The organism is Umezawaea beigongshangensis (genome assembly GCF_016464305.1).
Lineage (GTDB): Bacteria > Actinomycetota > Actinomycetes > Mycobacteriales > Pseudonocardiaceae > Umezawaea_A > Umezawaea_A beigongshangensis.
On the sequence record NZ_JAEIOJ010000008.1, the window covers coordinates 6870 to 31712 of the forward strand.

The following is a 24843-nucleotide window of genomic DNA, read 5'->3' on the forward strand; positions in this document are numbered from 1 at the left end:
CTCTCCGGGCGGGGGGCGGCCCCCCCCCCCCGCGCCCGCCCCGCCTCCGCTGGTGCGGGGGGGGGGGGGCGCCCCCCCCCCCCCCCCCCCCCCACCACCCACGAGGTGCTACAGGACGGCCCTGAGCTGGTCCGCGATCACCGCGATGCGGCCCAGCACGCCGTTGACGAAGCGCGGCGAGTCGTCCGTGGACAGGCCCTTGGCCAGCTCCACGGCCTCGTCGATCGCCACCGCGTCGGGCACGTCGTTGGCCCAGAGCAGCTCGTAGAGCCCGATGCGCAGCACCGCGCGGTCGACCGCGGGCATCCGCTGCAACGTCCAGCCCTCGGCGTGTTCGGAGATCAGGTCGTCGATGCGCGCGCGGTGCGCGGTGACGCCCTCGACGAGGGTGACCGTGTAGTCGTTGACCGGAGGCACGTCCGGCGAGCCGATCCGGCCCGAGATCAGCGTGACGGCGTCGTCGCCGCGCAGGTCCGCCTCGTAGAGGACGTCGACGGCGCGTTTGCGCGCCTTGCTGCGTGCACCCATGTCAGCTGTTCACTCGACCGAGGTAGCGGCCGTCGCGGGTGTCGACCTTGATCTTCTCGCCCGTGGTGACGAACAGGGGGACCTGGATCTCCGCGCCGGTCTCCAGCGTGGCGGGCTTGGTGCCGCCGGTGGAGCGGTCGCCCTGCAGGCCGGGGTCGGTGTGCTGGATCACCAGCTCGACGGAGGTCGGCAGCTCGACGAACAGGGGCACGCCCTCGTGCGTCGCGACCATGGCCTCCTGGTTCTCCAGCATGTAGTTGGCGGCGTCGGCCACCGTCTCGCCGGGAACGCTGATCTGGTCGTAGGTGTCGCCGTCCATGAAGATGAAGTCGGCGCCGTCCTTGTAGAGGTAGGTCATCGACCGCTTGTCCACGGTGGCGGTCTCGACCTTGGTGCCGGCGTTGAACGTCTTGTCCACGACCTTGCCGGTGAGCACGTGCTTCAGCGTGGTGCGGACGAAGGCGCCGCCCTTGCCGGGCTTGACGTGCTGGAAGGCGGTGACGGTCCAGAGCTGGCCGTCGAGGTTCAGGACCAGGCCGTTCTTGAGGTCGTTGGTGGTGGCCACGGTGGTGGTCTCTCCTGTGGGTCGACGGTCGGGCCCGGCACGCGGGCCGGCGGAAGGTGGACGCCCTGCTCGGCGTCAGACGACCACGAGCTCTTTCGTGGTCAGGGTGAGGAGCTCGGGTTCGCTCTCGCGCACCACGAGCGTGTCCTCGATGCGGACACCACCCCTCCCGACCAGGTAGACGCCGGGCTCGACGGTGACCGCCACACCGGCGAAGAGCATACCTTCACCGCTCGTGGACAGCGCCGGAGCCTCGTGGATCTCCAGGCCGACGCCGTGGCCGAGTCCGTGCGGGAACTGCTCGCCGAACCCGGCGCGCTCGATCACCTCGCGGGACGCGGCGTCCACGGCCCCGGTCCTGGTTCCCGCGGTCAGCGCGGCGCGGCCCGCGGCCTGGGAGGCCGCGACGAGGTCGTACAGCTCGCGCTGCCAGTCGGCCGGGCGGCCCACGACGAGGGTGCGGGTCATGTCCGAGTGGTAGCCGTCGACGAGCGCGCCGAAGTCGAGCTTCACCAGGTCGCCGGGGCACACCGCGGCGTCGGTGGGCCGGTGGTGCGGGACGGCGGAGTGCGGCCCGGCGGCGACGATCGTCTCGAACGACGGCGCGGCGGCGCCGTGGTCGAGCATCCTGGACTCCAGCTCGCGGGCGATCTCCCGCTCGGTGCGCCCGACGCGCAGCCCGCCGTGCTCGATCAGGTCGGCCAGCGCCCGGTCCGCCGCGGCGCACGCCATGCGCAGCGCCTCGACCTCGGCGTCGTCCTTGACCGTCCGCAGCCGCTCGACGAGGCCGGGCGCGCGCACCAGGTCGGTGCCGCTGGCGGCGGCGCTCAGCCGGTCGAGGCCCTCGACGGTCACGTGGTGGCTCTCGTAGCCCGTGCGCTCCAGCCCGTCGCGCGCCGCGCGCCGCGCCAGCGCGTCCGCGCACGAGCGGTCCACCAGCCGCTCCAGGTCGGGCACCTGCCGCTGGGACTGGGTGAGGTACCGGCCGTCGGTGCAGAACACGGTGCCGTCCTCGCCGTCGGAGCGCACCAGCAGCGCCGCGTTCGAGCCGGTGAACCCGGTGAGGTAGCGGACGTTGAGCGGGTTCGCGACCAGCAGCGCGTCCAGCTCCCGGTCCCGGAGCAGGGTCCGCAGGGCGTCGCGTCGAGAGCTGTGCGGCATGGTTCGAGCCTAGGCGTGTTCCGGAGGTCTCGTCCGGTGGTGCTCCGGCCGGGCGCGCTGTCCCCTCCGCACGACCCGGTGCGCGGTGACGCGGGCCGCCGTTGTCGTCGTGGCGCGGTCCTACACTGCCGGTCATGCGCGCGTGGATCGGCCGGGGCCTGTGGATGGCGCTGCTGCACGGCTCGGTGCAGACCGGGGTGGCGGCGGTGGCGGCGCGGAGGGCCGAGTCCGGCGAGGCGGTGCGTCCCGTCGCGCTGGTCCTGCTGGTCGCCGCGGCGGTCGTGTGGGGCGCGGTGGACGGCTGGCGGCAGCGGGAGGACCGGGGCACGACCTGGTTCGGCGCCGCGCTGCTGGCCGGTCCCCTCGCCGGTGTCCTGGGCGTGCTCGGCACGGCGCTGCTGGTCGACCAGTCGGGCACGGAGTCGCTGGGCGTCGCGCTGACCGGCGGCGCCGCGTTCACCGCGCTGCTGGTACTGGCGCCCGCCGCGGTGGGGCTGGGCCTGGGCGGCGCGCTGCCGGGGCCGGCGGATCAGCGCGACGAGGTCAGCACCGAGCGCCGGTCGTAGTCGCGCCACCGCTCGGCGTCCACGTCCTGCGTGGTGGAGCCGTTGAGCGCGACGATCTCGGCGGCGGTGGCCGCGGGCAGCTCCCACAGCCGCCCGTCGTCCAGGACGAGCCCGAGGGTGCCGTCGGGTCCGCGCACGGCCTGCGCGCCCGCGGACAGCCTGGCGGCGACGGGCATCTGCTCGACCAGCTCCGGCCGCCGCGACAGCAGGCCGCGGGCGAGCCGGTCGGCCACCGAGCGGCGTTCGACGCGCAGCAGCTCGCCGTCCACCACCAGGTCGACCGTGCGCTCGGGCGAGGGCACGGCGTGGCCCTGGAGCACCGCGCCCTGCCGCTCGGTGGCGCAGCCGGGCAGGTTCACCAGGTCGAGGCCGAAGTGGCTGAGGCCGGTCGGGGCGCCGGCCGCGCCGATGGTGGTCGCGCGCACGACGTCCACCGAGAGGCGGCCGCACGGGTCGGTGGTGCTGACGGGAGCGTGTCCCTCGCCGGTGCGCAGCAGGCCGGGGCCCTCCTGCCACGGGCCGGGGATCGTGGTGGGCGCGACGGGGTTGCGGGTGAAGTCCTCGTCCCAGAAGGTCAGCGTCGTGCCGCTCTCGGTCTCGTGGGCGATGGCGAAGGCGCCCAGCGCGTCGATCCACGTCCAGTCGGCGCTGAAGGCGTCGACGACGGAGCGCGTGCGCGGCTCGGCGGTGGTGGCGCTCGGGGCGAAGCCGCCGGTGCCCAGCGCCTCGACGCGGTCGACGAACAGCGGGTCCGTCGAGCGCAGCACGAACTGGCCGGCGCCGTTCCAGCCGGCCGCGCCACCGGTGGTGTCGGTGAACATCAGGTAGAACCAGCCGCCGACGTGCACCGCGGACGGCTGGCCAGCGCCGTAGGTGTTCTCGCGGCTCTCGTCGTAGGAGGGGCTGACGATCGGCCGGCCGCCGTTGGCCCGCGTCCAGTTCACCCCGTCGGGGCTGGTGGCGACCCCGATGGCGTTGCCGTGGGCGTGATCACCCGCGGCCCCGGTGTAGTAGAGGTAGTGGGTGCCGTTCACGTGGATCACCGACGGGTCGCAGGTGTGCATCCCGTCGAAGCCGTTCACGCTGCCGCTGAACACCGGCTTCGCGGGGCCGAACGGGCCGCCGACGGTCGCGCTCTCGGCGAGCAGGAGGTCGTCACCGGCCGGCTGGGCGTGGCCGAGCTGGCTGCACCACCACATCCGCACCCGGCCGCCGTCCAGCAGCAGGGTGGGGCCGTAGTCGTAGGGCGAGTCGCCGCCCCCGGCCGCGACGACGCCTCCGCTCTGCCGCGGCGCGTCGACCGCGGCGACGACCTGCTCGCGGGGCGGCGCGGGCTCGTCCTCCGCCGGCGAGGAGCCGACCGGGCTGCGCGAGGCGTCGCGCAGCTCGCCGCCCTCGGCGCTCGTGCACGCGGTGAGCAGCACCGAGACCAGCAGGGGCACGAGCAGCGTGACGGCCGATCTCATGCCCGACTGCCCCTCACGGTCGACCTGATTCATCACCGAGGGGAACGCTCATCACTCGGTGGGGGTTCAGTGTAGTGATCGATTCACCCGTTCGGGCAGGGCATCCGCTCCGCTACGAGTTCGACCTCGAACCCGTCCGCGTTCTCCAGGTAGGCGGCGTACTGCTCCGGTCCCCCCGCGTGCGGATGCCGGTCGGCGAACATCAGCCGCCACCCGTGCGCGGCCGACTCCGCCACCAGCGCCTCGACGTCGCCGGGAGACCCCGCGTGCAGCGCCAGGTGGTTGAGCCCGGCGGCCGTGCGGTCGTGCCCGCCGCGCCGGTCCGCCGAGTCCTCCACCACGACGTACGTGCGCCCCAGCTTCCAGCTCGCGCCCCGGCTCCACCGCTGGTGCTCCGTCCAGCCCAGCGCGCGCAGCAACCAGCCGATGCTCGCCTCCGCGCGCGGCAGGTCGGGCACCCACAGCTCCACGTGGTGCAGCGGTCCCGCGCCGCCGGGCAGCGCGACGAGCACGCGGTGCACGTCGCCGTGGTGCGTTCCCGAGCCCACGTCGAGCAGGCCGAGCTTCGCGGCGAGCGCCAGGCTTCCCGCGTCGCACTCGTGCACCAGCGCCCACACCGCGGGCAGTCCGAGGCGGTTCAGGCCGTGGTCGAGCAGCGCCGCCGCGGCCTCGGTGGCCAGGCCGCGGCCCTGGTGGGCGACTCCGACGTACCAGCCGATCTCCGGCACGTCGCCGGGCAGCTCCAGCGACGGCCACAGGTGACCGAGACCCACCAGCTCGTCGCCCAGCACGAACGCCCAGTGCCCCAGCCCCTCCGGGCACGTCCCGGCGAGCCCGCGCGCGACCACCGCCCGCGCCCGCTCCGGGTCGGTGAGGTCCGCCGCCAGGTACCGGCTCAACGCCGGAGCGGCGAAGAGCCGGACCACGTCCTCCGTGTCGTCGGCGCGCAGCGGACGCAGCTCCAGCCGCGCGGCGCGCAGCACCGGCGGGCTCACCGCCCGGCGAGGAACCGCAGCGCCGCCGCGTACCCCCGCACGCCCAGCCCGGCGATCACGCCCTCCGCCACCGGCGAGACGACGCTGGTGTGCCGGAACGCCTCGCGCTTGTGCACGTTCGAGATGTGCACCTCGACCAGCGGCGCGGTGAGCTGGGCGCACGCGTCGCGCACGGCGATCGAGTAGTGCGTCCACGCGGCCGGGTTCAGCACGACGGGCAGACCCTCGTCCGCGGCACCGTGCAGCCAGCCGAGCATCTCGCCCTCGAAGTCGGTCTGCCGCACCTCCACCTCGACGCCCAGCTCCGCGCCGGTGCTCTCGCACAGGGCCACGAGATCGGCGTAGGTGGTGCTGCCGTAGACGGCCGGCTCGCGGGTGCCCAGGCGACCGATGTTGGGGCCGTTGAGCACGAGGACCTTCGCGACGCTCACAGCGACACCGTCGTCCCGGAACGCCGCTCGCCCGCGACCGCCGAGTAGGCGGCGGCGATCAGCGACGGGTCGGGGCCCTCCAGGCGGCCCGGCTTCGCCAGCCCGTCCAGCACCACGAACCGCAGCACGCCCGAGCGGTTCTTCTTGTCCGAGCGCATCCCCTCCATCAGCTGCGGGAGGGCGTCCGGGTCGTAGGTGGTCGGCAGGCCCAGCGAGGTGAGCACCGCGCGGTGCCGGTCCGCCGTGGCGTCGTCGAGCCTGCCCGCGAGGCGCGCGAGCTCGGCGGCGAACACCAGGCCGACGCTCACCGCGGCGCCGTGCCGCCACGAGTACCGCTCGCGCCGCTCGATCGCGTGCCCGAGGGTGTGGCCGTAGTTGAGGATCTCGCGCAGGCCGGACTCGCGCAGGTCGGACGACACCACGTCCGCCTTGACCTGGATCTTGCGGCGGACCAGCTCCTCGAGCACGTCACCGGCCGGGTCCAGCGCGGCGACCGGGTCGGCCTCGATCAGGTCGAGGATGACGGGATCGGCGATGAAACCGCCCTTGACGATCTCCGCCGCGCCCGCGACCAGCTCGTTGCGCGGGAGCGTCTCCAGCGTGGCGAGGTCGGCGAACACCACCGTCGGCTCGTAGAACGTGCCGACGAGGTTCTTGCCGGCGTCGGTGTTGATGCCGGTCTTGCCGCCCACCGCCGCGTCGACCATGCCGAGCAGCGTCGTGGGGACGTTGACCAGCCGCACCCCGCGCATCCAGGTGGAGGCGACGAAACCGGCGAGGTCGGTCACCGCCCCGCCGCCCAGGCCGACCACGGCGTCGTCGCGGCCGAGGCCGATGCGCCCCAGGACGTCCCAGCAGAACCCGGCGACGCCGAGGTCCTTGCCCTCCTCCGCGTCGGGGATCTCCACGCGGTGCGCGTCGCACCCGGCGTCGGCCAGCTCGGCGCGCAGCGCCTCGGCGGTCTCCTTCAGGGTGGGCGGGTGGACGATCGCCACCGTGGAGGTGCCCCGCAGCGCGTCGACCAGGTCGCCCAGCAGACCGCGGCCCACCACAACCTCGTACGGTCGCTCCGCGGCAACGCGGATCCGGACCGGCTCACCCATCGTCGTTCTCCTCGGTTCGTTCTTCGTGCGTGTCGACACGGACCCTCACACCACCACGACGTGCGGCTCCAGGGCGTCGGCGCCCCGGACGTGCGCGAGCAGCTCCGCCTGCGCGGCCAGCTCGCGGCGCGGTGTCGTTCCCCGCGGCGCGTCGACCTCGACGGTCATCGTCCGCCCGGTGGTGGACGACCGCCACGTGCCGGTCACCACGCCGTCGACGACCACGGCGCCGGGCGAGCCGACCGGCCGCCACAACCGGCGCGCGACGTCCGCGTCGGGCGCGACGAGCCAGCGCGGGCCCAGCAGGTACGGGTCGCGGGGCGGCAGCAGCAGCACGCGCGGCGGATCGGGGGCGGGCAGCAGACCGGCGTCGTGCAGGAGCAGCAGCACGCGCTCGTCCACCACCACGGAGCGCAGCTCGGGCCACGGGTCGCGCGGCCCGGCGCCGAGCCACGTCCTGGCGTCCTGCCGGGTGACCGGACCCACCAGGCGCAGGTAGGCGGTGAGCAGCGTCGGCTCCCCCGGCGGTTCGACCGGCGGTGGCGGCCCCTGCGGGCGGCGGAACACCAGGCGCGACCCGGCGGGTTCCAGCTCGACGCCCGCGAGCAGCGTGCACAGCCGGAAGACGCCGTCGAGCACGTGCTCGGCGCCGCAGCCCTCGCACCAGCGGGTCAGCTCGCGCGGCGCGCGGGAGCCGACGGCGGCGGACAGCTCGCCCTTGGTGGCGGTGTCGCCGGGGAACTCCGACCGGATCAGCTCCACGAGCGCGTCGACGTGCTCCACGCCCGTCACGCCGTGGCCGGGCGCCCACTCGGCGAGCTGCGCGTCGCTGCGGGGGCGCAGCTCGCGGCGCAGCACGGGCAGGTCGGCGCGGCGGTGCAGGTGCGGAGCGCCGCGCAGGCTGAGCACGCGCACCGCGTCGAGGGCGTCGTGGTCGCGGCGGGTGGTGCGCTGGGCGAGGCTGACCGCGGCGGAGCCGGGCGGGGTGTCCTGGAGTCCGAGCGCCAGCACGTCGAGGCGCTCGTCGCGGTGCAGCCCCTGCACCGCCGCGCGGTGCGCGAGGACGGCGGCGCGGGACGACTCCGTCAGGACAGCTCTCCGTACCTCTCGGCGACGGCGGCCGCGACCTCGTCGGGGGACAGCGCGTCGGTGACGACCTCGATCACGGCGACCTCCCGGTACAGCGGGAGGCGGGCGTCGAGCAGCGCCTTGAACGTCGCGCGGGGGTTGATGCCGGTCAGCAGGGGCCGCGCGCTGGACATGCCGGTGCGGCGCACGCCCTCGGCCATGCCGACGTTGAGGAACACCACGGTGTGCCCGGCCAGGCGCGCGCGGGTCCGCTCGGACAGGATCGCGCCGCCGCCGAGGGCGAGAACGCCGTCGTGCTCCGCCAGCGCGGTGGCGACGGCCTCCTCCTCCAGCGCCCGGAAGACCGGCTCGCCGTCGGTGGTGAAGATGTCGGAGATCGGCTTGCCCGCACCGGCCACGACGTCGTCGTCCACGTCGCGGAACGGCACGTCCAGGCGCTCGGCGAGCAGCCTGCCGACGGTGGTCTTGCCCGCGCCGGGAGGGCCCAGGACGATCATGGTGGGGCGCGTGGTCACCCGACGAGCCTAGCGGCTGTTTGCGCAGGCCCCGCACGGGTAGCCGGGTGGCGTGAATCCCGCGCAGCCGCCCGGCCGGAGCCGTCGCGACGAGGACGGTCCCGCCGCGCGCGACGCGGGGGGACCGCGCTGAGCACCCGCGTGGTCGTGCTGTCCGACACGCACGCACCCCGGTTCTGGAAGGGCTGCCCGCCGTCCGTGGCCGAGCACCTGCGCGGAGCCGACCTGATCCTGCACGCGGGCGACGTGTGCACCGCCGGAGTGCTGGACGAGCTGGCCGGGTTCGCCCCGGTGCGCGTGGTGCTGGGCAACAACGACGGTCCCGACGTGGCGGCGTGGGGCGCGCCGGAGAGCCTGGAGCTGGAGGTCGACGGCCTGCGGGTGGCGATGGTCCACGACAGCGGCCAGAAGACGGGCCGGACCCGGCGCATGGCACGCCGGTTCCCCACCGCGGACCTGGTCGTGTTCGGCCACTCGCACGTCCCGCTGGACGCCGCGGGCGACGGCGTGCGGATCTTCAACCCCGGCTCGCCGACGGACAAGCGCCGTCAGCCCACCGGCACGCTGGGCGTCCTGCGCGTCGCGCGCGGGCGGCTGACCTCGGCACAGATCGTCCCGGTCACCCGCTGAGCCCGGCTCAGATGCCGTCCCAGCGGGCCTCCAGCGCCGCGAGGTAGGACTCGGCGTTGCGCCGGGTCTCCGCGAGGGAGTCGCCGCCGAACTTCTCCAGCGCCGCCTCGGCCAGCACGAGCGCCACGACGGACTCCAGCACGACACCGGCGCGCGGCACCGCGCACACGTCCGAGCGCTGGTGGATCGCGACGGCGGGCTCACCGGTGCGCACGTCCACCGTGGACAGCGCCTTGGGGACCGTCGAGATGGGCTTCATGGCGACGCGGGCGCGCAGCGGCTCGCCGTTGGTGATGCCGCCCTCCAGGCCACCGGCCCGGTTGGACCTGCGGGTCACCCCGGAGGGGCCGGGCCCCCGGTCGATCTCGTCGTGCGCCCGGCTGCCCCACCTCTCGGCGGTGGTGAAGCCGTCGCCGATCTCCACGCCCTTCATCGCCTGGACGCCCATCAGCGCGGCGGCGAGCCGGGCGTCGAGGCGGCGGTCCCAGTGCACGTGGGAGCCGAGGCCGGGCGGCAGGCCGTAGGCGAGGACCTCGATCACCCCGCCGACGGTGTCACCGGCGTTCTTCACCGCCTCGACCTCGGCGACCATCGCCTCGGTCCCGGCGGGGTCGAAGGCGCGGACGGGGCTCGCGTCGATCGCGGCGAGGTCCTCGGGACCGGGCAGCGGGCCGTCCGGCGTGCGCGCCCCGCCGATGGACACGACGTGGCTGATGATCTCGACGCCCAGCAGCTGGCGCAGGAACTGGCGGGCCACCGTGCCCAGAGCGGTGCGGGCCGCGGTCTCGCGAGCGCTTGCGCGCTCCAGCACGGGCCGGGCCTCGGTGAAGCCGTACTTCTGCATGCCGGGCAGGTCGGCGTGACCCGGCCGGGGGCGGGTGAGCGCCTCGTTGCGGCCGGTCGGCTTCAGCTCGGACGGGTCCACCGGGTCGGCCGACATGACCTTCTGCCACTTCGGCCACTCGGAGTTGTCGATCTTCACCGCGACGGGGCCGCCCTGGGTGACGCCGTGACGCACCCCGCCCAGGAACTCGACCTGGTCGGTCTCGAAGCCCATCCGCGGGCTGCGGCCGAAGCCGAGCCTGCGGCGTTCGAGCTGAACGGTCAGGTCGGACGTCGTGACCTCGACCCCGGCGACCATGCCCTCCAGCACGGCGACGAGGGCGGGTCCGTGTGATTCCCCAGCGGTGATCCAGCGCAGCACGGCCGAATCCTTTCACAGCGTTCTTTCAGAGCGCGAACACCGCGACCACCCAGGTGGCGACCAGCAGACCGGGCCCGTGCGGAATCCCCCGATCCAGCGATCTGCGCGCGACCAGGCCCAGGACCAGCGTCACCGCGCACGCCAGCACCGCGCCGACCAGGAGCGCGTACCACGACACCGCGCCCAGCACGGCGCCGAGGGTGAACGCGAGCTTGACGTCTCCCCCGCCCATCGCGGAGGGCACGAGCACGGCCACGAGGAGGTGGGCCGCGCCGAACACCACGGCCCCGGAGGCGGCGCGCGGGAGGTCGGAGGGGTCGTGCAGGGCGATGGCGGTGGCGAGCACGGGGAACGCGCTGAGGGTCAGCGCGTCGGGCAGCCTGCGCTGGGTGAGGTCCACCAGGCCGAGCAGGACGCCGAACCAGGCGAGGGCGAACACGACGGGCAGCCACGTGGGCGGTCCGCCGTGCAGCGCGGCGACCGCCCAGAGCACCGCGACGGCCGCCGCGCACGGCACCGCCCCGACGCTCGTGCCGCGTGCCAGCGCGCCCAGCAGCCGCGCGCCGATCGCTCCCGCGAACCAGCCGCCACCGAGCACCGCGAACATCTGTCCCACGTGGACGATGGGACCAGAGTCGCGGAGGTGCGGCAAGGCGAGTCCACCAACGGTCCACTCGCGACACGAAAGAGTCCGCCTCCCGCACGGAACGTGTCCGGGCGGGAGGCGGACTCCGCGGATCAGCGCGTCCAGGTGAACAGGGCGTCCCCGGCGGTGACGGCCGTGCCGTCGGCCAGGTCGCCCAGCGCCTCGGCCGTCGCGTCCAGCGCGACGACGGGGCAGATCGGCGAGAACCCGGCCGCCTCGACCTCGGCCGGGTCCCAGCTCACGACCGCCTGTCCGGCCCGGACCGTCTCGCCCTTCACCACGTGCAGCGAGAAGCCCTCGCCCTTGCGCTTCACCGTGTCAATGCCGAGGTGCACCAGCACGGCGGCGCCCTCGGCCGTCGCCACGACGAACGCGTGCGGGTGCAGCGTCACCACGGTGCCGTCGACCGGCGAGACGACCTCCGCCGCCGTCCGGTCCGGCTCGACGGCGACGCCGGGGCCGACCATCGCCTGCGAGAACACCGGATCGGGCACCTCGGACAGCGGCACCACCCGTCCCGCGACGGGCGACGCGACGCGCAGGGTCACAGCAGGTCCTCGATGTCGCTGGCGATCGTGTCGGCCTCGGGCCCCACGACGACCTGCACGACGTTGCCCGAGCGCATCACCCCGTGCGCGCCGAGCGCCTTGAGCGCGGCCTCGTCGACGAGCGAACCGTCTTCGAGTTCGCAGCGCAGCCGCGTGATGCACGGCTCGATCTCCACGATGTTGTCCGCCCCGCCCAGCGCGGCGAGGATCTTCTCCGGCCTGTCGTCAGCCACTTCGCGTCCCTTCTGCACTGCCGCCGGGTTCGGCACGAACCCGTAACGGCTGTTGACACCCGCTCGCGAACGGGAGCATTCTGCCGCACCAACTGGTCTAGACCGGAAAGTACCAATGAGAGCAACGCGGGGCGAGAGGCGGGGAGGTGTCGTGGCCGGACCGGAGCTGCCGGAGCTGATCGTCGACGGCCCGAAGCCCAAGCACGCCCAGCTCAGGGAGATCCTGCGCCGGCTCGCCGAGCAGGAGCTGTCCCCCGGTTCGCCCATCCCGTCCGAGCGCGATCTCGCCGAGCGCTACGGCGTCTCCCGGATGACGGTGCGCGCCGCGGTGGGCCAGCTGGTGACCGACGGGCTCCTGACCAGGTCGAAGGGCCGGGGCACGTTCACCGCGCGCCGCCGGGTGGACGCGCAGCTCTACCTGGAGTCCTTCACCGACGACATGCACCGGCGCGGGATGGTGCCCGCGACCGAGGTGCTGACCAGCACGGAGGGCGTGCCGCCGGAGAACGTGGCGACCGCGCTGGACCTCGCCGCGGCCGAACCAGCCCACCGGCTGGTCCGGCTGCGCCGCGCCGACGGCGTGCCGCTCGCCATCGAGCGCGGCTGGTACAACCGCCGGGTGGTCCCCGACCTGGGTGCGCACGACCTGAGCGGCTCCCTCTACTCGCTGTTCGCCGACGTCTACGGCGTGCAGCTCGACAACGCGCGGCAGACCGTCTGGGCCGAGGGGGCCGACGCGGAGACCGCGCGCCTGCTCGACGTCCGCAGGGGCAGCCCGCTGCTCTCCTTCCGCCGGATCTCCAGCTCCGCTGGCCGTCCGGTGGAGCACATGACCTCCTGGTACCGGGGCGATCTTTACCAGGTGACGATGCAGTTGGACCGGACGAACCCGGGAGCCGGCCCGAATTCCGCCAAGGGAGGTACCCGATGAGCGCCAGTGCCCCACAGGCAACGGGCGGTCGCGAGATCAAGGGTCTGGCCACGCTCCAGCGGTTCGGCCGCAGTCTCATGCTGCCGATCGCCGCGCTGCCCGCCGCCGGTCTGCTGCTGCGCCTGGGGCAGCCCGACCTGCTGGGCAAGGACGGCCTGGGCTGGAACAACGTGGCGGCGGTCATCGGCAACGCCGGTGACGCGATCTTCGCCAACCTGCCGCTGCTGTTCGCGGTCGGCATCGCGATCGGGTTCGCCCGCCGCGGCGACGGCTCCACCGCACTGGCCGCCGTGGTCGGCTACGTCGTCATGCAGGGCGTGTTCAAGGCGATGTCGCCGATCATGCTCCCCCTCGCGAACCCGGACGACCCGGCCGCGAAGCAGGAGCTGATCGACTACAAGGTGCTCGGCGGAATCGTGGTCGGCCTGATCGCCGCGCTGCTGTGGCAGCGGTTCCACCGCATCAAGCTGCCCCCGTACCTCGCCTTCTTCGGCGGTCGCCGGTTCGTGCCGATCCTGGTCGCGGGCGTGATGATCGTCGTGGCCGTCCTGCTCGGCCTGCTGTACCCGCTGTTCGACCGGGGCATCACCAGCCTGGGCAACGCGATCACCGGCAGCACCGTGATCGGCGCCGGCGTCTACGGCGTCGTCAACCGCCTGCTCATCCCGCTGGGCCTGCACCACATCCTCAACAACGTCGTGTGGTTCCAGTTCGGCGAGTACAACGAGAAGACCGGCGACATCCCGCGCTTCCTGGCCGGGGACCCGTCCGCTGGCACCTTCCAGACGGGCTTCTTCCCGATCTTCATGTTCGCGCTGCCCGCCGCCGCGCTGGCGATCGTGCACACCGCGCGCCCGAGCCAGAAGAAGATCATCGGCGGCATCATGGGATCGGCCGCGCTCACCGCGTTCATCACCGGCGTGACCGAGCCGCTCGAATTCGCGTTCATGTTCGTCGCCTGGCCGCTGTACCTGATCCACGCGGTGCTCACCGGCACCTCGCTGGCGATCAGCAACGCGCTGGGTGTCCACGACGGCTTCTCGTTCTCCGCCGGTGCGATCGACTACGTGCTGAACTGGAACATCGCGACCAAGCCCTACCTGCTGATGGTGCTCGGCGTGATCTACGCGGTGATCTACTACTTCGTGTTCCGCTTCGTCATCACCCGGTGGAACCTGAAGACGCCCGGCCGCGACGAGGACGAGTCCCCGGAGGCCGACGAGAGCGTGGTCACCGCGGGCGAGGCGTCGGCCGAGTCCCGCGCGGAGTCCAGGGCCGCGGCCCGTCGCGCAGCGCGCGACGAGACGACGACCTGACCGCGCACGACCCGCACCACCAGAACACGAGAGGGAGTACGGATCATGCCTGAGCGACGGGTCACCGTGGCGAGCAAGGTCGGTCTGCACGCGAGGCCGGCGGCGCTGCTCGCCAAGGCCGCCGCGGAGCAGCCCGCGCGGGTCACCATCCGCAAGGGGGACGGCGCCCCGGTGGAGGCGAGCAGCGTGCTGGGTCTGATGACGCTCGGCGCCATGCACGGCGACGAGGTGGTCCTCGCGGCCGACGGCGAGGGCGCGGACGCCGCGCTCGACGCCGTCGCCGCGCTCGTCGAGACCGATCACGACGCGGGCTGATCCGCACGGCCTCACCGGAGCCGGTGTTCCCCGTTCGGGGGACACCGGCTCCTTCGCGTCACACCAGGTGCTGCCAGCTCGCCGGTTCGGCCCGCAGGAATTCCTCCAACGTCCACGGGCGTCGCCCGGTCAGGTGCTCGATGGTGTGGCTGGTCACCGACGTCTCGCCGGTGGCGACGGCCTCGTAGGAGCCGACCCAGCCGTCGATCTGCCACTCCGGCGCCCCGGCGCGCGACGCGCGGGCCTCGTCCGGCGTCTCGTCGTGGTAGGTGATCCGGCGTCCGGTCACCTCGCCGAGCACCCGCGCGGTCTCCCGCAGGTCGATCGCGACGGGTCCGGTGACGTCGTAGACCTGCCCGGCGTGCGACGCGTCGAGCAGCACCTCCGCGGCGAGCCTCGCGACGTCCTCGCGCGCCACCCACGCGAGCCGCCCGTTCCCCGCCGGGCCGCGCAGCACCCCGTCCCCGCCGACGAAGTGCGGCGCCACGTCGGCGTACAGGGAGTTGCGCAGGGCGGTGAGCCGGACGCCCGAGTCGACGATCGCGCGCTCGGTCAGCGCGTGGTCGCGGGCGTAGGTGAACGTCGCCCGCGGCGAGGCGCCCAGGAAGGACGTGTAGACGACCCGCCGGACGCCCGCGGCGGCGACGGCCTCCACGGCGCGCAGGTGCAGGTCGAGACGCCGCGGGTCCTCGTGCCCCGACACCAGGAACAGGGTGCTCGCGCCGCGCAGGGCCTCGGTGAGCGCGGCGGGGTCCTCGAAGGACGCGACGGCGGTCTCGGCGCCGTCGACGTGGGGCGCCCTGGCCGGGTCGCGCACGACCAGTCGCTGGCGCGCCCCGCGCCCGGCGAGGTGGCGCACGACCCGCGCACCGAGCTGTCCGGTCGCCCCGGTGACTGCGATGATCTCCTCAGGCATGGTCGCCAGCCTGTCATCCGCGAACGGGACCCGCAGCCCTCAGCGCGCACCGCCCCGAGTTGAGCGTTCGAGCACCCCGGGTGGAGCGTTCGAGCACCCCGGGTGGAGCGTTCGCGACGCGGACGCGTCCCGCGCGGGTGCTCCGGGGGTCGACTCGCGGTGCCCGAACGGGCAACTCGCGGGTCACAGGCCCAGGACGCCGGTGATCTCGATCTCCAGGACCACCCTGGCCGGGTTCTCGCGGGGGGTGCGGTAGCGGCGGGCGTAGCGCTCCTCCGCGTCGGTCACGGACGCCGCGTCGGCGCGCACCACGGCCCGGCCCTCCAGGGTGGACCAGCGGCGGCCGTCGACCTGGCACACGGCGACCGCCGCCCCGGCCGGGCCCGCCGAGGCCACGAACCGCGCCTTGTACGACGTGCCCGAGGTGATGACGCGCGCCAGACCGGCCTCCGCGTCGAGGGTGACGCCGACGGGCACCACGTGCGGCGTGCCGTCCGGCCGCACGGTCGTCAGCGTGCACAGGTGGCGCTCGCGCCAGAACTCCAGGAACTCGTCGCCGCGCGCGGCCAGATCGATCACGGTTGAGATCCTACGGACGGGTCCGGCCCCCGCACGACGAGCGCGCGGGGGCCGGGCCGGTTCGAGCGAACTGCTATCCGAACAGCTCCGCTTGCAGCGAGAACGCCGTGGCGATCTCGGCCTGCGCCCAGAAGCGGTGGTAGGTGAACGTCGGGGCCGCCCCGCCGTCCAGGTACGCCTGGACCTTCGGCCAGTCCGGGTCGTCGCGGTAGAAGGACCTGATCGACAGGAACGTCGAGCTCTGGTTGATCACGTCCCCGTTGGGCATCTCGCCCGTCCAGCCCGGCGGGACGTAGGTGCCCTCGCCGGTCGAGGTGTTGTAGGCGTCGTCGAAGCGGTTGTAGTCGGTCCTGGTCTCCGGGGTGGCGATGCCCTTGTCGTCCTGGTGGGACAGCAGGGCGGTGAGCAGGCCCTCACCGGTGGTCCTCGCCGCCGCGTCGCCCGACTTCGCCGCGTAGTTCAGCAGCACCTTCGCGTACGAGGCCGCGATGCCGACGTCCTGGCTGTGGTTGAGCACCGACACCCGCAGGTTGGCGTTCGCACCCGGAGCGCTGGCGTTCCACGTGTCGGGCGCACCGGTCCACTGAAGGTCGGACGGGATCTGGAACGCCCCGTTCGCGCCCACGGTGGTGTTGGCGATGGCCCACGGCACCCACTTGTCGAGGATCTTCTTCGCCCGCGCGTCACCGGTCAGCTGGTACAGCGCCGCCGTGCGTTCGAGACCCCACACCTGGAAGCCGAACCACCGGTTGCTCGGCGGGTCGCGCCACACCGGGTGCGCGTCGTAGTACATGCCGTAGAAGGTCGGCGTCCCGGCCGGCGGGGCGGCGTACTGGCCCTCCCAGCTGTTGGTGACGCCACCGGCGATGCCGCCGTCGGCGGACTGGAGCCACTGGAGCATCTCCAGCTGCCGGTCCAGGCTCTTGGCCCAGTCGGCCTGCCCGGTCGCCGACGCGGGCTTCAGCGCCGCCACGTTCGCCAGCGCGTGCGCGGCGAGCGGGTTCTGGTAGCCCTGGTGCGACGCGCCGTCACCGATGCGCCACGCCCAGCCCGCCGAGGTGTCGGTCGCGCCGCCCCACGCGTAGTACCAGGACATCAGGTAGTGCGCGCTGTCCTTGCCGGTGGCGCCGGGGCAGCCGGAGGGACTCGTGCAGTTGCCGATGCGCTTGAAGTACTTGTCGAACATCGCGTAGCGCAGGTAGTCGCCCATCTTGGACGCCTTCTTGATCTCCGGCGCGATGTCGGCCGCCTTGCCCTGCGCGGTCGCCCAGTTCTGCGCCAGCAGCGCCACCTGCACCGCGCGCGCGTCGGCGTCGGGCGCGTTGGTGTACTTCCACTGCTTGGCGTAGGAGGCGTCCTTGGTGAACAGGTCGAGGTAGCCGTTGGGGCCACCGTGCGCGAACGTGTCGCAGGACGGGTGCGGGATGGTCTCCCACACCGACTCCGACGAGCCGCGCTGGTAGGTGTTGATGTAGGCGGGAGCGGTGGTGCCGTCGCCGCAGCGGCCGAAGCCGTAGGTGTTGTCCACGTCGATCAGCCAGTGCATCCCGTAGACGTCGCTGGTGCCGTAGGCGGACTTCAGCTCCGCGGCGATGGGGTCGCGGCCGACGGGCACGGTGCCGTCGAGCACGGCCGGGTAGCTGGTCATCCTCGGGTGCTCGGGCGCGTACGTCGCGGGCTTCGCCGGGTCGTACTTGTCGTTGGTGGGCTGGTCGGCCGTGGCCGGGATGATGAACTTCTCCATCGACGCCCACGCGGACTTGAACGGCGCCCAGTCACCGCTGACGCGACCGTAGCTCGCCTCCAGCCACAGGTAGTAGCTGAACGCCTCCGAGGTCGTCTGGTGACCGTGGTCCGGCGCCTCCACCATCAGCGTCTCCACCGAGTGGTAGGGCACCAGCAGGTTCCCGAACTGGCGGAAGTAGCCGCTCGCCGGGTCCTTGATCTTGTTGTACTGGTCCAGGAACGCCTGGTTGAAGTCCGACGTGGACGCCGAGATCTCCTTGACCGTCACGACCGCGGCCGTGTACCCGCTGGAGGTCGCGGAGAACGTCGCCGTGCCGAGGTCGCCGCCGTTGGCCGCGGACGCCACCGTGACGTTCTGCCTGGTGGACCAGTTGGCCGGGGTGAACGTCAGCGCCGACGGGCCGGCCGTCAGGTCGCTGCTGCCCGCGGTCCGCGTGAGCGCGACCACGACGGTGGAGGTCGGCGCGCTCGCCAGGGCCACGCCGAACGTGCCGGTCGAGCCCTGCTTGACGCTCACCGTGCTCGGCGTGGCCACGACGGTCGGGCCGTCGATGACCTTCACCGACACCGGGGTGGTGACCGCCGTGCCGCCGCGGTCGTCCGTGGCGCGCGCGGAGATCGAGTACTGGCCGGACGGGACGCTGCTCCACGAGCCCTCGAACGGCGCGGCCGTGTCGGTGGCCAGCAGCCGGTCGCCGTCGAAGAACTCGACCTTGGCGATCGTGCCGTCGGAGTCGAGGGCCGACGCGGAGAGCGGGATGGTGCCCGGCGCGTTGTAGGTCGCGCCGGCCGCGGGCGCGGTCAGCGAGATCGTCGGCGCGGCGTTGGCTCCCAGGCACGGCGTGCCGTTGACCGCGAAGTCCGTGGGCGGCCGGTTGTTCGCACCGGTCTTCACGCCGTTGAACCCGACCTCGACGCGACCGCCCACCGGGAGGCTCGTCGCCCAGTTCGGCGCGGCCACGGTCACCCGGGAACCGGACTGGCTGAACGTGCCGTTCCAGCCCTGGTCGACCCTCTGCCCGTCCGGGAACGTCCAGGACAGGTTCCAGTTGGCGACGGCGTCACCCTGGTTGCGGACCGCCACGGTCGCCCCGAAACCGGTTCCCCACTCCCTGGTCACGCTGTAGTCGACCGAACAGCTGACCGCGGCCGACGCGACGGGCGCGAACCCGGTGAGCACGCCGGAGACGATCAGCCCCACCGCGGCCAGCCACGGCAGCGGCCCTGTTCGGAGCGAGCGCGATCTGCCCCTGATCCTCATTCGGTCCTCCTCGTTCTCGGGTCCTCGTCGACCCGGACTGCTGGGGGTGGGGGCGGTGCGGGACGCCTGGACGCGCAGAACGCCCCGCACCGCGTCTGGGTGGTGATCGGGTCAGGGGGCGGTGCCCCACACGGGTGTGCCGCCCTGGAGCAGGACGATCCGGTCCGTCGTCGCGGGCTGGGCCCCGCCGCCGACGAGCCCGGTGTACGACCAGTCGTTCGAGGGGTCCCAGGTCCCGGAGCTGGTCAGCCGGAACTGGACCTCCTTGCGGTGCGCGGACTGCCCGGCCGGGGCGACACCCGTGCACTGCACGTCGACGAAGTGGGTGGAGCCGCTGTGCCGCACGGGCTTCCCCGCCGCGCCGCACTGGTTGTAGTTCGTCGTGACGGTGATCTGCTCGGGGGTCGTCGTGCCGTCGAGGGTGAAGAAGTAGCGCAGCGTCCCGTCGAACCGCCGCGCCGGCCAGGCCGACCTGTTGACCACGTACGCCTTGATCTCGGTGAAGCCCGTGTTCGCCTGGTTGATCGACGCCTGCGCGACGATCTCCGGCCCGTCCGGCGTCTCGGCCACCGGGAACGTCGCGAGCGGTGCGCCGCCGTACTCGCCGTACAGCCGGGCGAGCGCGCCGGTGAACCCGGCGTTGTAGTCGAGCGCCACCTCGTTGGACGTGTAGTCCTGCCTGCTGTCGGTGTAGGCGTCGTCGTTGCTCTTGGGGCCGCCCACCAGCGCTCCGTGCAGCACGTGCCGGTTGACCGCCGGTTCGGTGATGTTGTCGGCCCACGAGCCGTGCGCGGTGCGGTGGTGCGGGTTGCGCGGCGGGTTCGCGCCGAAGCCGACGACGTAGCTGGACCGGCGCGGGTTGTCGCCCAGCGCGTAGTCGATCTGGCGCACCGCGAAGTCGTGGTACCTGGCGGCGCGCGCGGGATCGGTGGCGCGCAGCCGGTCGCCGTGCACCAGGGCGGCGAACGCGGTGTTCGCCGCGTAGCGCAGCGAGCCCCAGGTGTCGAGCACGGCCTGCCCGCCGGGCGAGTAGCGCACCCGCTGGCCGTTGTGGCCGGTGGTCCAGAAGTCGAGCCAGCGGTTCGCGTCGTCCACGTAGACCTGCTCACCGGTGAGCTGGGCCATGAGCACGTAGGCGCCGTAGGACTTGTCGTCCCAGGCCAGCGTCCAGCGGTAGGAGCGCTCGGTGCTCTGCGGTTCCGTCCCGAGCTTCGCGTACTCGGTCCGCGCCTTCGCCAGGTAGCTCGCGTCACCGGTGGCGCGGTGCAGCCAGATCGCGCCCCACACCAGCTCGTCCTGGTAGCCGCTCCAGGAGTTGTAGTACGCGGCGGCGTCGCGGATGCAGTCGCTGTACTTCCCCCGGTGCGCGTCGGCGAAGGAGTAGAGCTGCTTCGCGTGGGTCAGCAGGGTCGCCGCGTGGGCGGGGTCGTCGTCGCGGAGCACCATCGAGGAGGAGGCCAGCGCGGCGGCGTACTCACCGGCGAGGTCCGAACCGGGGCACGAGGCGTCGACCCGGTAGGAGGGCCTGGCCATCGGCACGACCTCCGCCGACCCCCACCAGTTGTGGTCCGGACCGCCGGTGCCGACCTGGCCGTAGACGACGTCCGGCCGCGGGTGCGCCTTCAGGATCCAGTCGGTGCCCCACCGCAGGTTCGCCGTCAGGTGACCGAGCTGACCCGCGCTCTCGTACGCGGCGCGGTTCTCCAGCGCGCCCCAGGCGAGCATCGACATCGAGAACCCGAACGGCAGGCCGAACTTGACGTGGTCGCCCGCGTCGTAGAAGCCGCCGCTGAGGTCGAGGCCCGCGTCCGAGCCGTCCGTCAGCGCGGAGTCGCCGCGCCAGGACACCCGGTTGCCGGCGGGCAGGTCGCCGGAGCGCTGGGCGTCGTAGAACCAGACGGACTTCTGGAGCGCCTCGCCGTAGGCGAACCGGGGAGCGGCCTGCGGTGCGGCCGATCCGGTGCCGGCGCTCAGCAGAGCGGCGCAGAGCAGGGTGGCGAACACCGTCGCGCAGAACCTCGTCGTGCCTCGTCGCACGTGGTGCCTCCGATGAGCGCAGGGATCGGAAGGATTTCTGGGAGCGCTCCCAGTGGCACGGACTGTAACGGCAGCGAAACACGCGGAAAAGGGGGCGTGATCGATTCTCGTCTTTCTGATCACCGCACGAGCGGCGACGACACCACCAGAAGGACCCCGCCATTGGGACGTTCACGACCTGCGACGCGCGACCGGAAGGACCGAACGGCGGCAGGCGTACACCGTTCAGGTGGTTTGTTCGACGACGTCGACGATTCCGTCTTCATCGATCAACACGTTCTCGATCTTCCTCCGAACGGTCGAGGAAATCGCGTTCCGACTGACCCGGTGGACGGACGCGGCCAGTGGGCGCGCAGCGGTCGCAGCACCGCCGGGAGAGCTCCCGAGAATGTGGGCGGCGCCGCCGGTCCCCGCGGCCGTGTCACTCGTGCCCCGGTGTTCCGCCCCTCGCCGCGGTGCCGGAATCCGGGTTGTGCGCCGCGGTGCTCACCGCGGCGAGCGCGGTGTCGCCGGCGGCCCGAACCTGGTCCACGTGGCCGCGGGCACGTGCACCAACAGCCGGGGGCCCGGACAACGGCGCGGTCCTGCGGTCCGCGAACCGCGGCGCCACGTGGCAGAAGACCGTCCTGCTGTTCGAGATCGGCGGCGACGTGCCGGGTCGCGGCACGGGCGAGCGGCTCGCGATCGCCCCGAACGACCCCGGCGGCTGCCTGGACGACGACCGGGGCGTCGTGCGGGTGACGTGCGACGAGCCGGCACGAACGGCAAAGGCGCGGTCCGGGGCGACACGACGCCCGCCGGCTGACGAGGTCCGCGGCGGTGCCCGCCCGGCGGGCACCGCTCCCCCGCCCCCGAACGCTCGCCCCGCGGCGCTCGGCGGGCGACTCGGGAAACGGCCGGATCGGCGCGGTCGAGCCGCCGCTCCGGCTGCTCCACAATTCGACATATCGCATTTCCACTCGAACGGCCGCATTCGACGGACGTTCGACGCGGCGTTCGACGATTCGCTCACCCTGCGCACCGGATCGCCGAGCGGAGCGCGAAAAACACTTCGTCTCGAATCACCCGTTGCGAGCAGTTCGCGCGAACACCCGAAACCCCGCCCCGAAGTCCGCACTTCTCGTTCGAGAAACCTCGTGGTTACAGTCTCCGCATCTGGGAGCGCTCCCAGCCCTCTCGTCCTGCCGATCCCGACCACCGTTGCGAGGAATCCAGATGAGACCGAACCTCCTGCGCGGCCTCTCGGCCGCCGCGGCGCTCGCAGTCTGCGCCGGCACCCTCCTGCTCGCGGGCAGCCGGGCCGACGCGGCCCCCGGCTGCCGGGTCGACTACCGCACCGACCAGTGGAACACCGGCTTCACCGCGAGCATCACCGTCACCAACCTCGGTGAGCCGATCTCCGGCGGCTGGAAGCTGGAGTGGGACTTCCCCGGCGACCAGCGGGTGGGGGACGGCTGGAGCGCGACGTACACCCAGAGCGGTCAGCACGTGACCGCCGCGAGCCCGCCGTGGGGCGGTGCCCTGGCCACCGGCGGCACGGCGAGCACCGGGTTCACCGGCTCCCACTCCGGGACGAACGTCGCGCCCGCGTCGTTCTCCCTGAACGGCACGACGTGCACCGGCACCGTGCCGACGACCACCACGACCACGACCACGACGACCACCACGACGCCGCAGAACCCCGGCGAGCCCGGTGAGCACGTCGCCAACCCCTACGCGGGGGCGCGGGGCTACGTGAACCCCGACTACCAGGCGCAGGTCGAGGAGCTCGCCGACTCCACCGGCGGCACCCTGGGCGCGCAGATGCGCACGGTCGGCGCGACATCCACGGCCGTGTGGATGGACCGCATCGGCGCGATCACGGCCGGGCGCGGCCTGCGCGGTCACCTCGACGCCGCGCTGACGCAGCAGACCGGCGCGGAGCCGGTCGTGTTCACCGTCGTCGTCTACGACCTGCCCAACCGCGACTGCGCGGCGCTGGCCTCCAACGGCGAGCTCCAGGTCGGCCAGAACGGGCTGGCCAGGTACCGCACCGAGTACGTCGACCCGATCGCGGAGATCCTCGGCGACCCGAAGTACCGGAGCCTGCGGATCGTCGCGATCGTCGAGCCGGACTCGCTGCCGAACCTGATCACCAACACCGCGAAGCCCAAGTGCGCCGAGGCGAAGTCCAGCGGCGCCTACGTGCAGGGCGTCCAGCACGCGCTGAACCGGCTGGAGCCGATCCCCAACGTCTACTCCTACCTGGACGTGGCGCACTCCGGCTGGCTCGGCTGGGACAGCAACCTCGGCCCGGCGGTCGACCTGATCACCTCGACGGTGAAGGGCACCACCGCGGGCGTGAACAGCGTGGACGGCTTCATCACCAACACCGCCAACTACACGCCGTCCGAGGAGACCAACCTCCCCGACCCGACCCTGAACGTCGGCGGGCAGCAGATCAGGTCGGCGGCGTTCTACCAGTGGAACCCGTACTTCGACGAGAACGACTTCGGCACCGTGCTGTACGAGCGCTTCGTGGCCGCCGGGTTCCCGAGCTCCATCGGAATGCTGACCGACACCTCGCGCAACGGCTGGGGCGGCGCGAACCGTCCCGGCGCGGCCACCGGGACGACCGTGGACGCCCACGTGAACTCCGGCCGCGTCGACCGCAGGCTGCACCGCGGCAACTGGTGCAACCAGTCCGGCGCGGGCATCGGGGCCCGGCCGCAGGCCGACCCGCTGCCGCACTTCGACGCCTACGTGTGGGTCAAGCCTCCGGGCGAGTCGGACGGCACCAGCGAGAAGACCGACGGCCCGAACGAGGAGGGCAAGCAGCACGACCCGATGTGCGACCCGGCGTTCCGCGGTGACGAGCAGGCCAACGGCCGCAACCTCACCGGGGCTCTGGACGACGCGCCGCACGCGGGCAGGTGGTTCCCCGAGCAGTTCCGGATGCTCGTGCAGAACGCGTACCCGGTGCTGTAGCGACACCGCGGTCCCGCCGGGAGTCCCCCTCCCGGCGGGGCCGCGCACCGACCGTTCCCCCAGGACCAACGGAGATCCCATGGCGAACAAGAGCAGGGTCGTCGCGCTGACGGTCGCCCTCGCGGCGGCGCTCGCACCGGCCGGTCCGGCCACGGCCGCACCGGCCGACTCCGCCTACTACGTCGATCCCGCGACGAACGCGGCGAAGTGGGTGGCGGCCAACCCGAACGACTCGCGCACACCGGTGATCCGCGACCGGATCGCCGCCGTGCCGCAGGCGCGCTGGTTCACCACGACCAACACCTCGACCGTGCGCGGCGAGGTGTCCTCGTTCGTCGGTGCCGCCGCGGCGGCGGGCAAGATCCCGATCCTGGTCGTCTACGACATCCCCAACCGCGACTGCGGCGGCGCGAGCGGCGGCGGCGCGCCGTCGCACTCGGCGTACCGGGCGTGGATCGACGAGGTGGCGGCCGGGCTGGCCGGGCGGCCCGCGGCGATCGTGCTCGAACCGGACGTGCTGCCGCTGATGACGAACTGCCAGAACGAGGCCCAGCAGAACGAGACGAAGGCGTCGATGGCCTACGCGGGCAAGAAGCTCAAGGCGGGGTCGTCGCAGGCGAAGGTGTACTTCGACATCGGCCACTCGGCGTGGCTCGCCCCGGCGGAGGCGGCGGCGCGGCTGCGTGCCGCGGACGTCTCCAACAGCGCGGACGGCATCTCCACCAACGTCTCGAACTACCGCAGGACCTCCGACGAGGTGGCCTTCGCGAAGAACGTGCTGAACGCCCTCGGCGACTCGCGGCTGCGCGCCGTGGTGGACACCAGCCGCAACGGCAACGGTCCAGCGGGCGGCGAGTGGTGCGACCCGGCCGGGCGCGCGATCGGCACGCCGAGCACGACGAACACCGGCGACGCGCGGATCGACGCGTTCCTGTGGGTCAAGCTGCCCGGCGAGGCGGACGGCTGCATCGCGACGGCCGGTCAGTTCGTGCCGCAGCGCGCCTACGAGCTGGCGGTCGCGGCGCCGGCGCGCGAGCGGGGGTGACGACGACCGGTGGCTCCCGGTCGAGGACCGGGAGCCACCGGGAAGCGTGC

The 24843-nt window shown here is 73.1% G+C and carries 24 protein-coding genes; 7 read left to right on the forward strand and 17 right to left on the reverse strand.

The window, feature by feature from the left end; all coding sequences use genetic code 11:
• Positions 1-108: 108 nt before the first annotated feature.
• The 3 genes from nusB to IMZ35_RS19810 all read right to left on the reverse strand — a co-directional run bounded on the left by nusB (position 109) and on the right by IMZ35_RS19810 (position 2254).
• Entirely contained in the window at positions 109-528 is a 420-nt protein-coding gene (gene nusB, locus IMZ35_RS19800) for a transcription antitermination factor NusB (RefSeq protein ID WP_199442634.1), read from the reverse strand.
• A gap of 1 nt (position 529) precedes the next feature.
• On the reverse strand, positions 530-1093 hold the full coding sequence (gene efp, locus IMZ35_RS19805; RefSeq protein WP_199442635.1) for an elongation factor P: 564 nt from the start codon (positions 1091-1093) through the stop codon (positions 530-532).
• 75 nt (positions 1094-1168) lie between these two features.
• Positions 1169-2254: a M24 family metallopeptidase gene (locus tag IMZ35_RS19810; RefSeq protein ID WP_199442636.1), complete on the reverse strand. Its 1086-nt coding sequence runs from the start codon at positions 2252-2254 to the stop codon at positions 1169-1171.
• A 134-nt stretch (positions 2255-2388) separates the two neighbouring features.
• On the opposite strand from IMZ35_RS19810, the gene IMZ35_RS19815 reads away from it, so the two are divergent.
• Positions 2389-2820, forward strand: coding sequence for a B-4DMT family transporter (locus IMZ35_RS19815; protein ID WP_199442637.1), 432 nt, complete (start codon positions 2389-2391; stop codon positions 2818-2820).
• Here IMZ35_RS19815 and IMZ35_RS19820 read toward each other — a convergent pair.
• The 6 genes from IMZ35_RS19820 to IMZ35_RS19845 form a co-directional block, all read right to left on the reverse strand.
• Positions 2784-4286, reverse strand: a complete 1503-nt coding sequence (locus IMZ35_RS19820) for a beta-xylosidase (protein ID WP_199442638.1) — start codon at positions 4284-4286, stop codon at positions 2784-2786. The genes IMZ35_RS19815 and IMZ35_RS19820 overlap by 37 nt on opposite strands.
• Before the next feature lie 83 nt (positions 4287-4369).
• Positions 4370-5281, reverse strand: coding sequence for a GNAT family N-acetyltransferase (locus IMZ35_RS19825; RefSeq protein ID WP_199442639.1), 912 nt, complete (start codon positions 5279-5281; stop codon positions 4370-4372).
• Positions 5278-5712: a type II 3-dehydroquinate dehydratase gene (gene aroQ, locus IMZ35_RS19830; protein ID WP_199442640.1), complete on the reverse strand. Its 435-nt coding sequence runs from the start codon at positions 5710-5712 to the stop codon at positions 5278-5280. Before aroQ ends, IMZ35_RS19825 begins: the two co-directional genes overlap by 4 nt.
• Positions 5709-6815, reverse strand: coding sequence for a 3-dehydroquinate synthase (aroB, locus tag IMZ35_RS19835; protein ID WP_199442641.1), 1107 nt, complete (start codon positions 6813-6815; stop codon positions 5709-5711). Before aroB ends, aroQ begins: the two co-directional genes overlap by 4 nt.
• Before the next feature lie 45 nt (positions 6816-6860).
• Positions 6861-7859 (reverse strand): DNA glycosylase AlkZ-like family protein, encoded by a 999-nt coding sequence (locus IMZ35_RS19840; RefSeq protein WP_199442642.1) that lies wholly within the window; start codon positions 7857-7859, stop codon positions 6861-6863.
• A gap of 41 nt (positions 7860-7900) precedes the next feature.
• Entirely contained in the window at positions 7901-8401 is a 501-nt protein-coding gene (locus tag IMZ35_RS19845) for a shikimate kinase (RefSeq protein ID WP_199442643.1), read from the reverse strand.
• A 165-nt stretch (positions 8402-8566) separates the two neighbouring features.
• On the opposite strand from IMZ35_RS19845, the gene IMZ35_RS19850 reads away from it, so the two are divergent.
• Complete coding sequence (locus tag IMZ35_RS19850; protein ID WP_307868438.1) at positions 8567-9049, forward strand: metallophosphoesterase family protein; 483 nt, start codon at positions 8567-8569, stop codon at positions 9047-9049.
• A gap of 7 nt (positions 9050-9056) precedes the next feature.
• On the opposite strand, the gene aroC is transcribed toward IMZ35_RS19850, so the two are convergent.
• The 4 genes from aroC to IMZ35_RS31805 form a co-directional block, all read right to left on the reverse strand.
• Positions 9057-10253, reverse strand: a complete 1197-nt coding sequence (gene aroC, locus IMZ35_RS19855) for a chorismate synthase (protein WP_199442644.1) — start codon at positions 10251-10253, stop codon at positions 9057-9059.
• Positions 10254-10278: 25 nt separating this feature from the next.
• Positions 10279-10860 (reverse strand): prepilin peptidase, encoded by a 582-nt coding sequence (locus tag IMZ35_RS19860; RefSeq protein ID WP_229372806.1) that lies wholly within the window; start codon positions 10858-10860, stop codon positions 10279-10281.
• A gap of 131 nt (positions 10861-10991) precedes the next feature.
• Complete coding sequence (locus IMZ35_RS19865) at positions 10992-11447, reverse strand: PTS sugar transporter subunit IIA (protein WP_199442646.1); 456 nt, start codon at positions 11445-11447, stop codon at positions 10992-10994.
• On the reverse strand, positions 11444-11716 hold the full coding sequence (locus tag IMZ35_RS31805; RefSeq protein ID WP_307868440.1) for a PTS sugar transporter subunit IIB: 273 nt from the start codon (positions 11714-11716) through the stop codon (positions 11444-11446). Before IMZ35_RS31805 ends, IMZ35_RS19865 begins: the two co-directional genes overlap by 4 nt.
• A gap of 79 nt (positions 11717-11795) precedes the next feature.
• Here IMZ35_RS31805 and IMZ35_RS19875 point away from each other — a divergent pair, with 79 nt between their 5' ends.
• From IMZ35_RS19875 to IMZ35_RS19885, 3 genes are read left to right on the forward strand one after another with little or no spacing between them, the layout of a single operon-like run.
• Complete coding sequence (locus tag IMZ35_RS19875) at positions 11796-12611, forward strand: GntR family transcriptional regulator (RefSeq protein ID WP_199442648.1); 816 nt, start codon at positions 11796-11798, stop codon at positions 12609-12611.
• The gene (locus IMZ35_RS19880) at positions 12608-13927 is read left to right on the forward strand and encodes a PTS transporter subunit EIIC (RefSeq protein ID WP_199442649.1); all 1320 of its coding nucleotides are present in this window, start codon (positions 12608-12610) and stop codon (positions 13925-13927) included. The genes IMZ35_RS19875 and IMZ35_RS19880 overlap by 4 nt, the downstream gene beginning before the upstream one ends.
• 45 nt (positions 13928-13972) lie before the next feature.
• Positions 13973-14242 carry an HPr family phosphocarrier protein gene (locus IMZ35_RS19885; protein ID WP_199442650.1) on the forward strand — a complete coding sequence of 90 codons (270 nt, stop codon included), beginning with the start codon at positions 13973-13975 and terminating at the stop codon, positions 14240-14242.
• A 58-nt stretch (positions 14243-14300) separates the two neighbouring features.
• Here the strand turns inward: IMZ35_RS19885 and IMZ35_RS19890 are convergent, their stop codons facing one another.
• From IMZ35_RS19890 to IMZ35_RS19905, 4 genes are all read right to left on the reverse strand, one after another.
• Complete coding sequence (locus IMZ35_RS19890) at positions 14301-15158, reverse strand: SDR family oxidoreductase (RefSeq protein ID WP_199442651.1); 858 nt, start codon at positions 15156-15158, stop codon at positions 14301-14303.
• Between the two features lie 183 nt (positions 15159-15341).
• Positions 15342-15737, reverse strand: coding sequence for a TIGR03618 family F420-dependent PPOX class oxidoreductase (locus IMZ35_RS19895; protein WP_438816886.1), 396 nt, complete (start codon positions 15735-15737; stop codon positions 15342-15344).
• Between the two features lie 73 nt (positions 15738-15810).
• A complete protein-coding gene (locus tag IMZ35_RS19900) occupies positions 15811-18744 on the reverse strand; it encodes a glycoside hydrolase family 48 protein (protein ID WP_199442652.1) in 2934 nt (977 codons plus the stop codon).
• Between the two features lie 111 nt (positions 18745-18855).
• Positions 18856-20781 carry a glycoside hydrolase family 9 protein gene (locus tag IMZ35_RS19905; RefSeq protein ID WP_199442653.1) on the reverse strand — a complete coding sequence of 642 codons (1926 nt, stop codon included), beginning with the start codon at positions 20779-20781 and terminating at the stop codon, positions 18856-18858.
• Between the two features lie 1215 nt (positions 20782-21996).
• Here IMZ35_RS19905 and IMZ35_RS19910 point away from each other — a divergent pair.
• Positions 21997-23748, forward strand: coding sequence for a glycoside hydrolase family 6 protein (locus IMZ35_RS19910; RefSeq protein WP_199442654.1), 1752 nt, complete (start codon positions 21997-21999; stop codon positions 23746-23748).
• A gap of 79 nt (positions 23749-23827) precedes the next feature.
• Positions 23828-24793 (forward strand): glycoside hydrolase family 6 protein, encoded by a 966-nt coding sequence (locus IMZ35_RS19915; protein WP_229372781.1) that lies wholly within the window; start codon positions 23828-23830, stop codon positions 24791-24793.
• Positions 24794-24843: the final 50 nt, after the last annotated feature.

Coding starts and splice junctions, on each gene's coding strand:
- IMZ35_RS19910 (WP_199442654.1), top strand. CDS start 21,997: ATGAGACCGAACCTCCTGCGCGGCCTCTCGGCCGCCGCGGCGCTCGCA.
- IMZ35_RS19810 (WP_199442636.1), bottom strand. CDS start 2,254: ATGCCGCACAGCTCTCGACGCGACGCCCTGCGGACCCTGCTCCGGGAC.
- IMZ35_RS19875 (WP_199442648.1), top strand. CDS start 11,796: ATGAGAGCAACGCGGGGCGAGAGGCGGGGAGGTGTCGTGGCCGGACCG.
- IMZ35_RS19890 (WP_199442651.1), bottom strand. CDS start 15,158: ATGCCTGAGGAGATCATCGCAGTCACCGGGGCGACCGGACAGCTCGGT.
- nusB (WP_199442634.1), bottom strand. CDS start 528: ATGGGTGCACGCAGCAAGGCGCGCAAACGCGCCGTCGACGTCCTCTAC.
- aroB (WP_199442641.1), bottom strand. CDS start 6,815: ATGGGTGAGCCGGTCCGGATCCGCGTTGCCGCGGAGCGACCGTACGAG.
- IMZ35_RS19820 (WP_199442638.1), bottom strand. CDS start 4,286: ATGAGATCGGCCGTCACGCTGCTCGTGCCCCTGCTGGTCTCGGTGCTG.
- IMZ35_RS19915 (WP_229372781.1), top strand. CDS start 23,828: ATGGCGAACAAGAGCAGGGTCGTCGCGCTGACGGTCGCCCTCGCGGCG.
- IMZ35_RS19900 (WP_199442652.1), bottom strand. CDS start 18,744: ATGAGGATCAGGGGCAGATCGCGCTCGCTCCGAACAGGGCCGCTGCCG.
- IMZ35_RS19860 (WP_229372806.1), bottom strand. CDS start 10,860: ATGTTCGCGGTGCTCGGTGGCGGCTGGTTCGCGGGAGCGATCGGCGCG.
- IMZ35_RS19885 (WP_199442650.1), top strand. CDS start 13,973: ATGCCTGAGCGACGGGTCACCGTGGCGAGCAAGGTCGGTCTGCACGCG.
- IMZ35_RS19880 (WP_199442649.1), top strand. CDS start 12,608: ATGAGCGCCAGTGCCCCACAGGCAACGGGCGGTCGCGAGATCAAGGGT.
- IMZ35_RS19815 (WP_199442637.1), top strand. CDS start 2,389: ATGCGCGCGTGGATCGGCCGGGGCCTGTGGATGGCGCTGCTGCACGGC.
- IMZ35_RS19845 (WP_199442643.1), bottom strand. CDS start 8,401: ATGATCGTCCTGGGCCCTCCCGGCGCGGGCAAGACCACCGTCGGCAGG.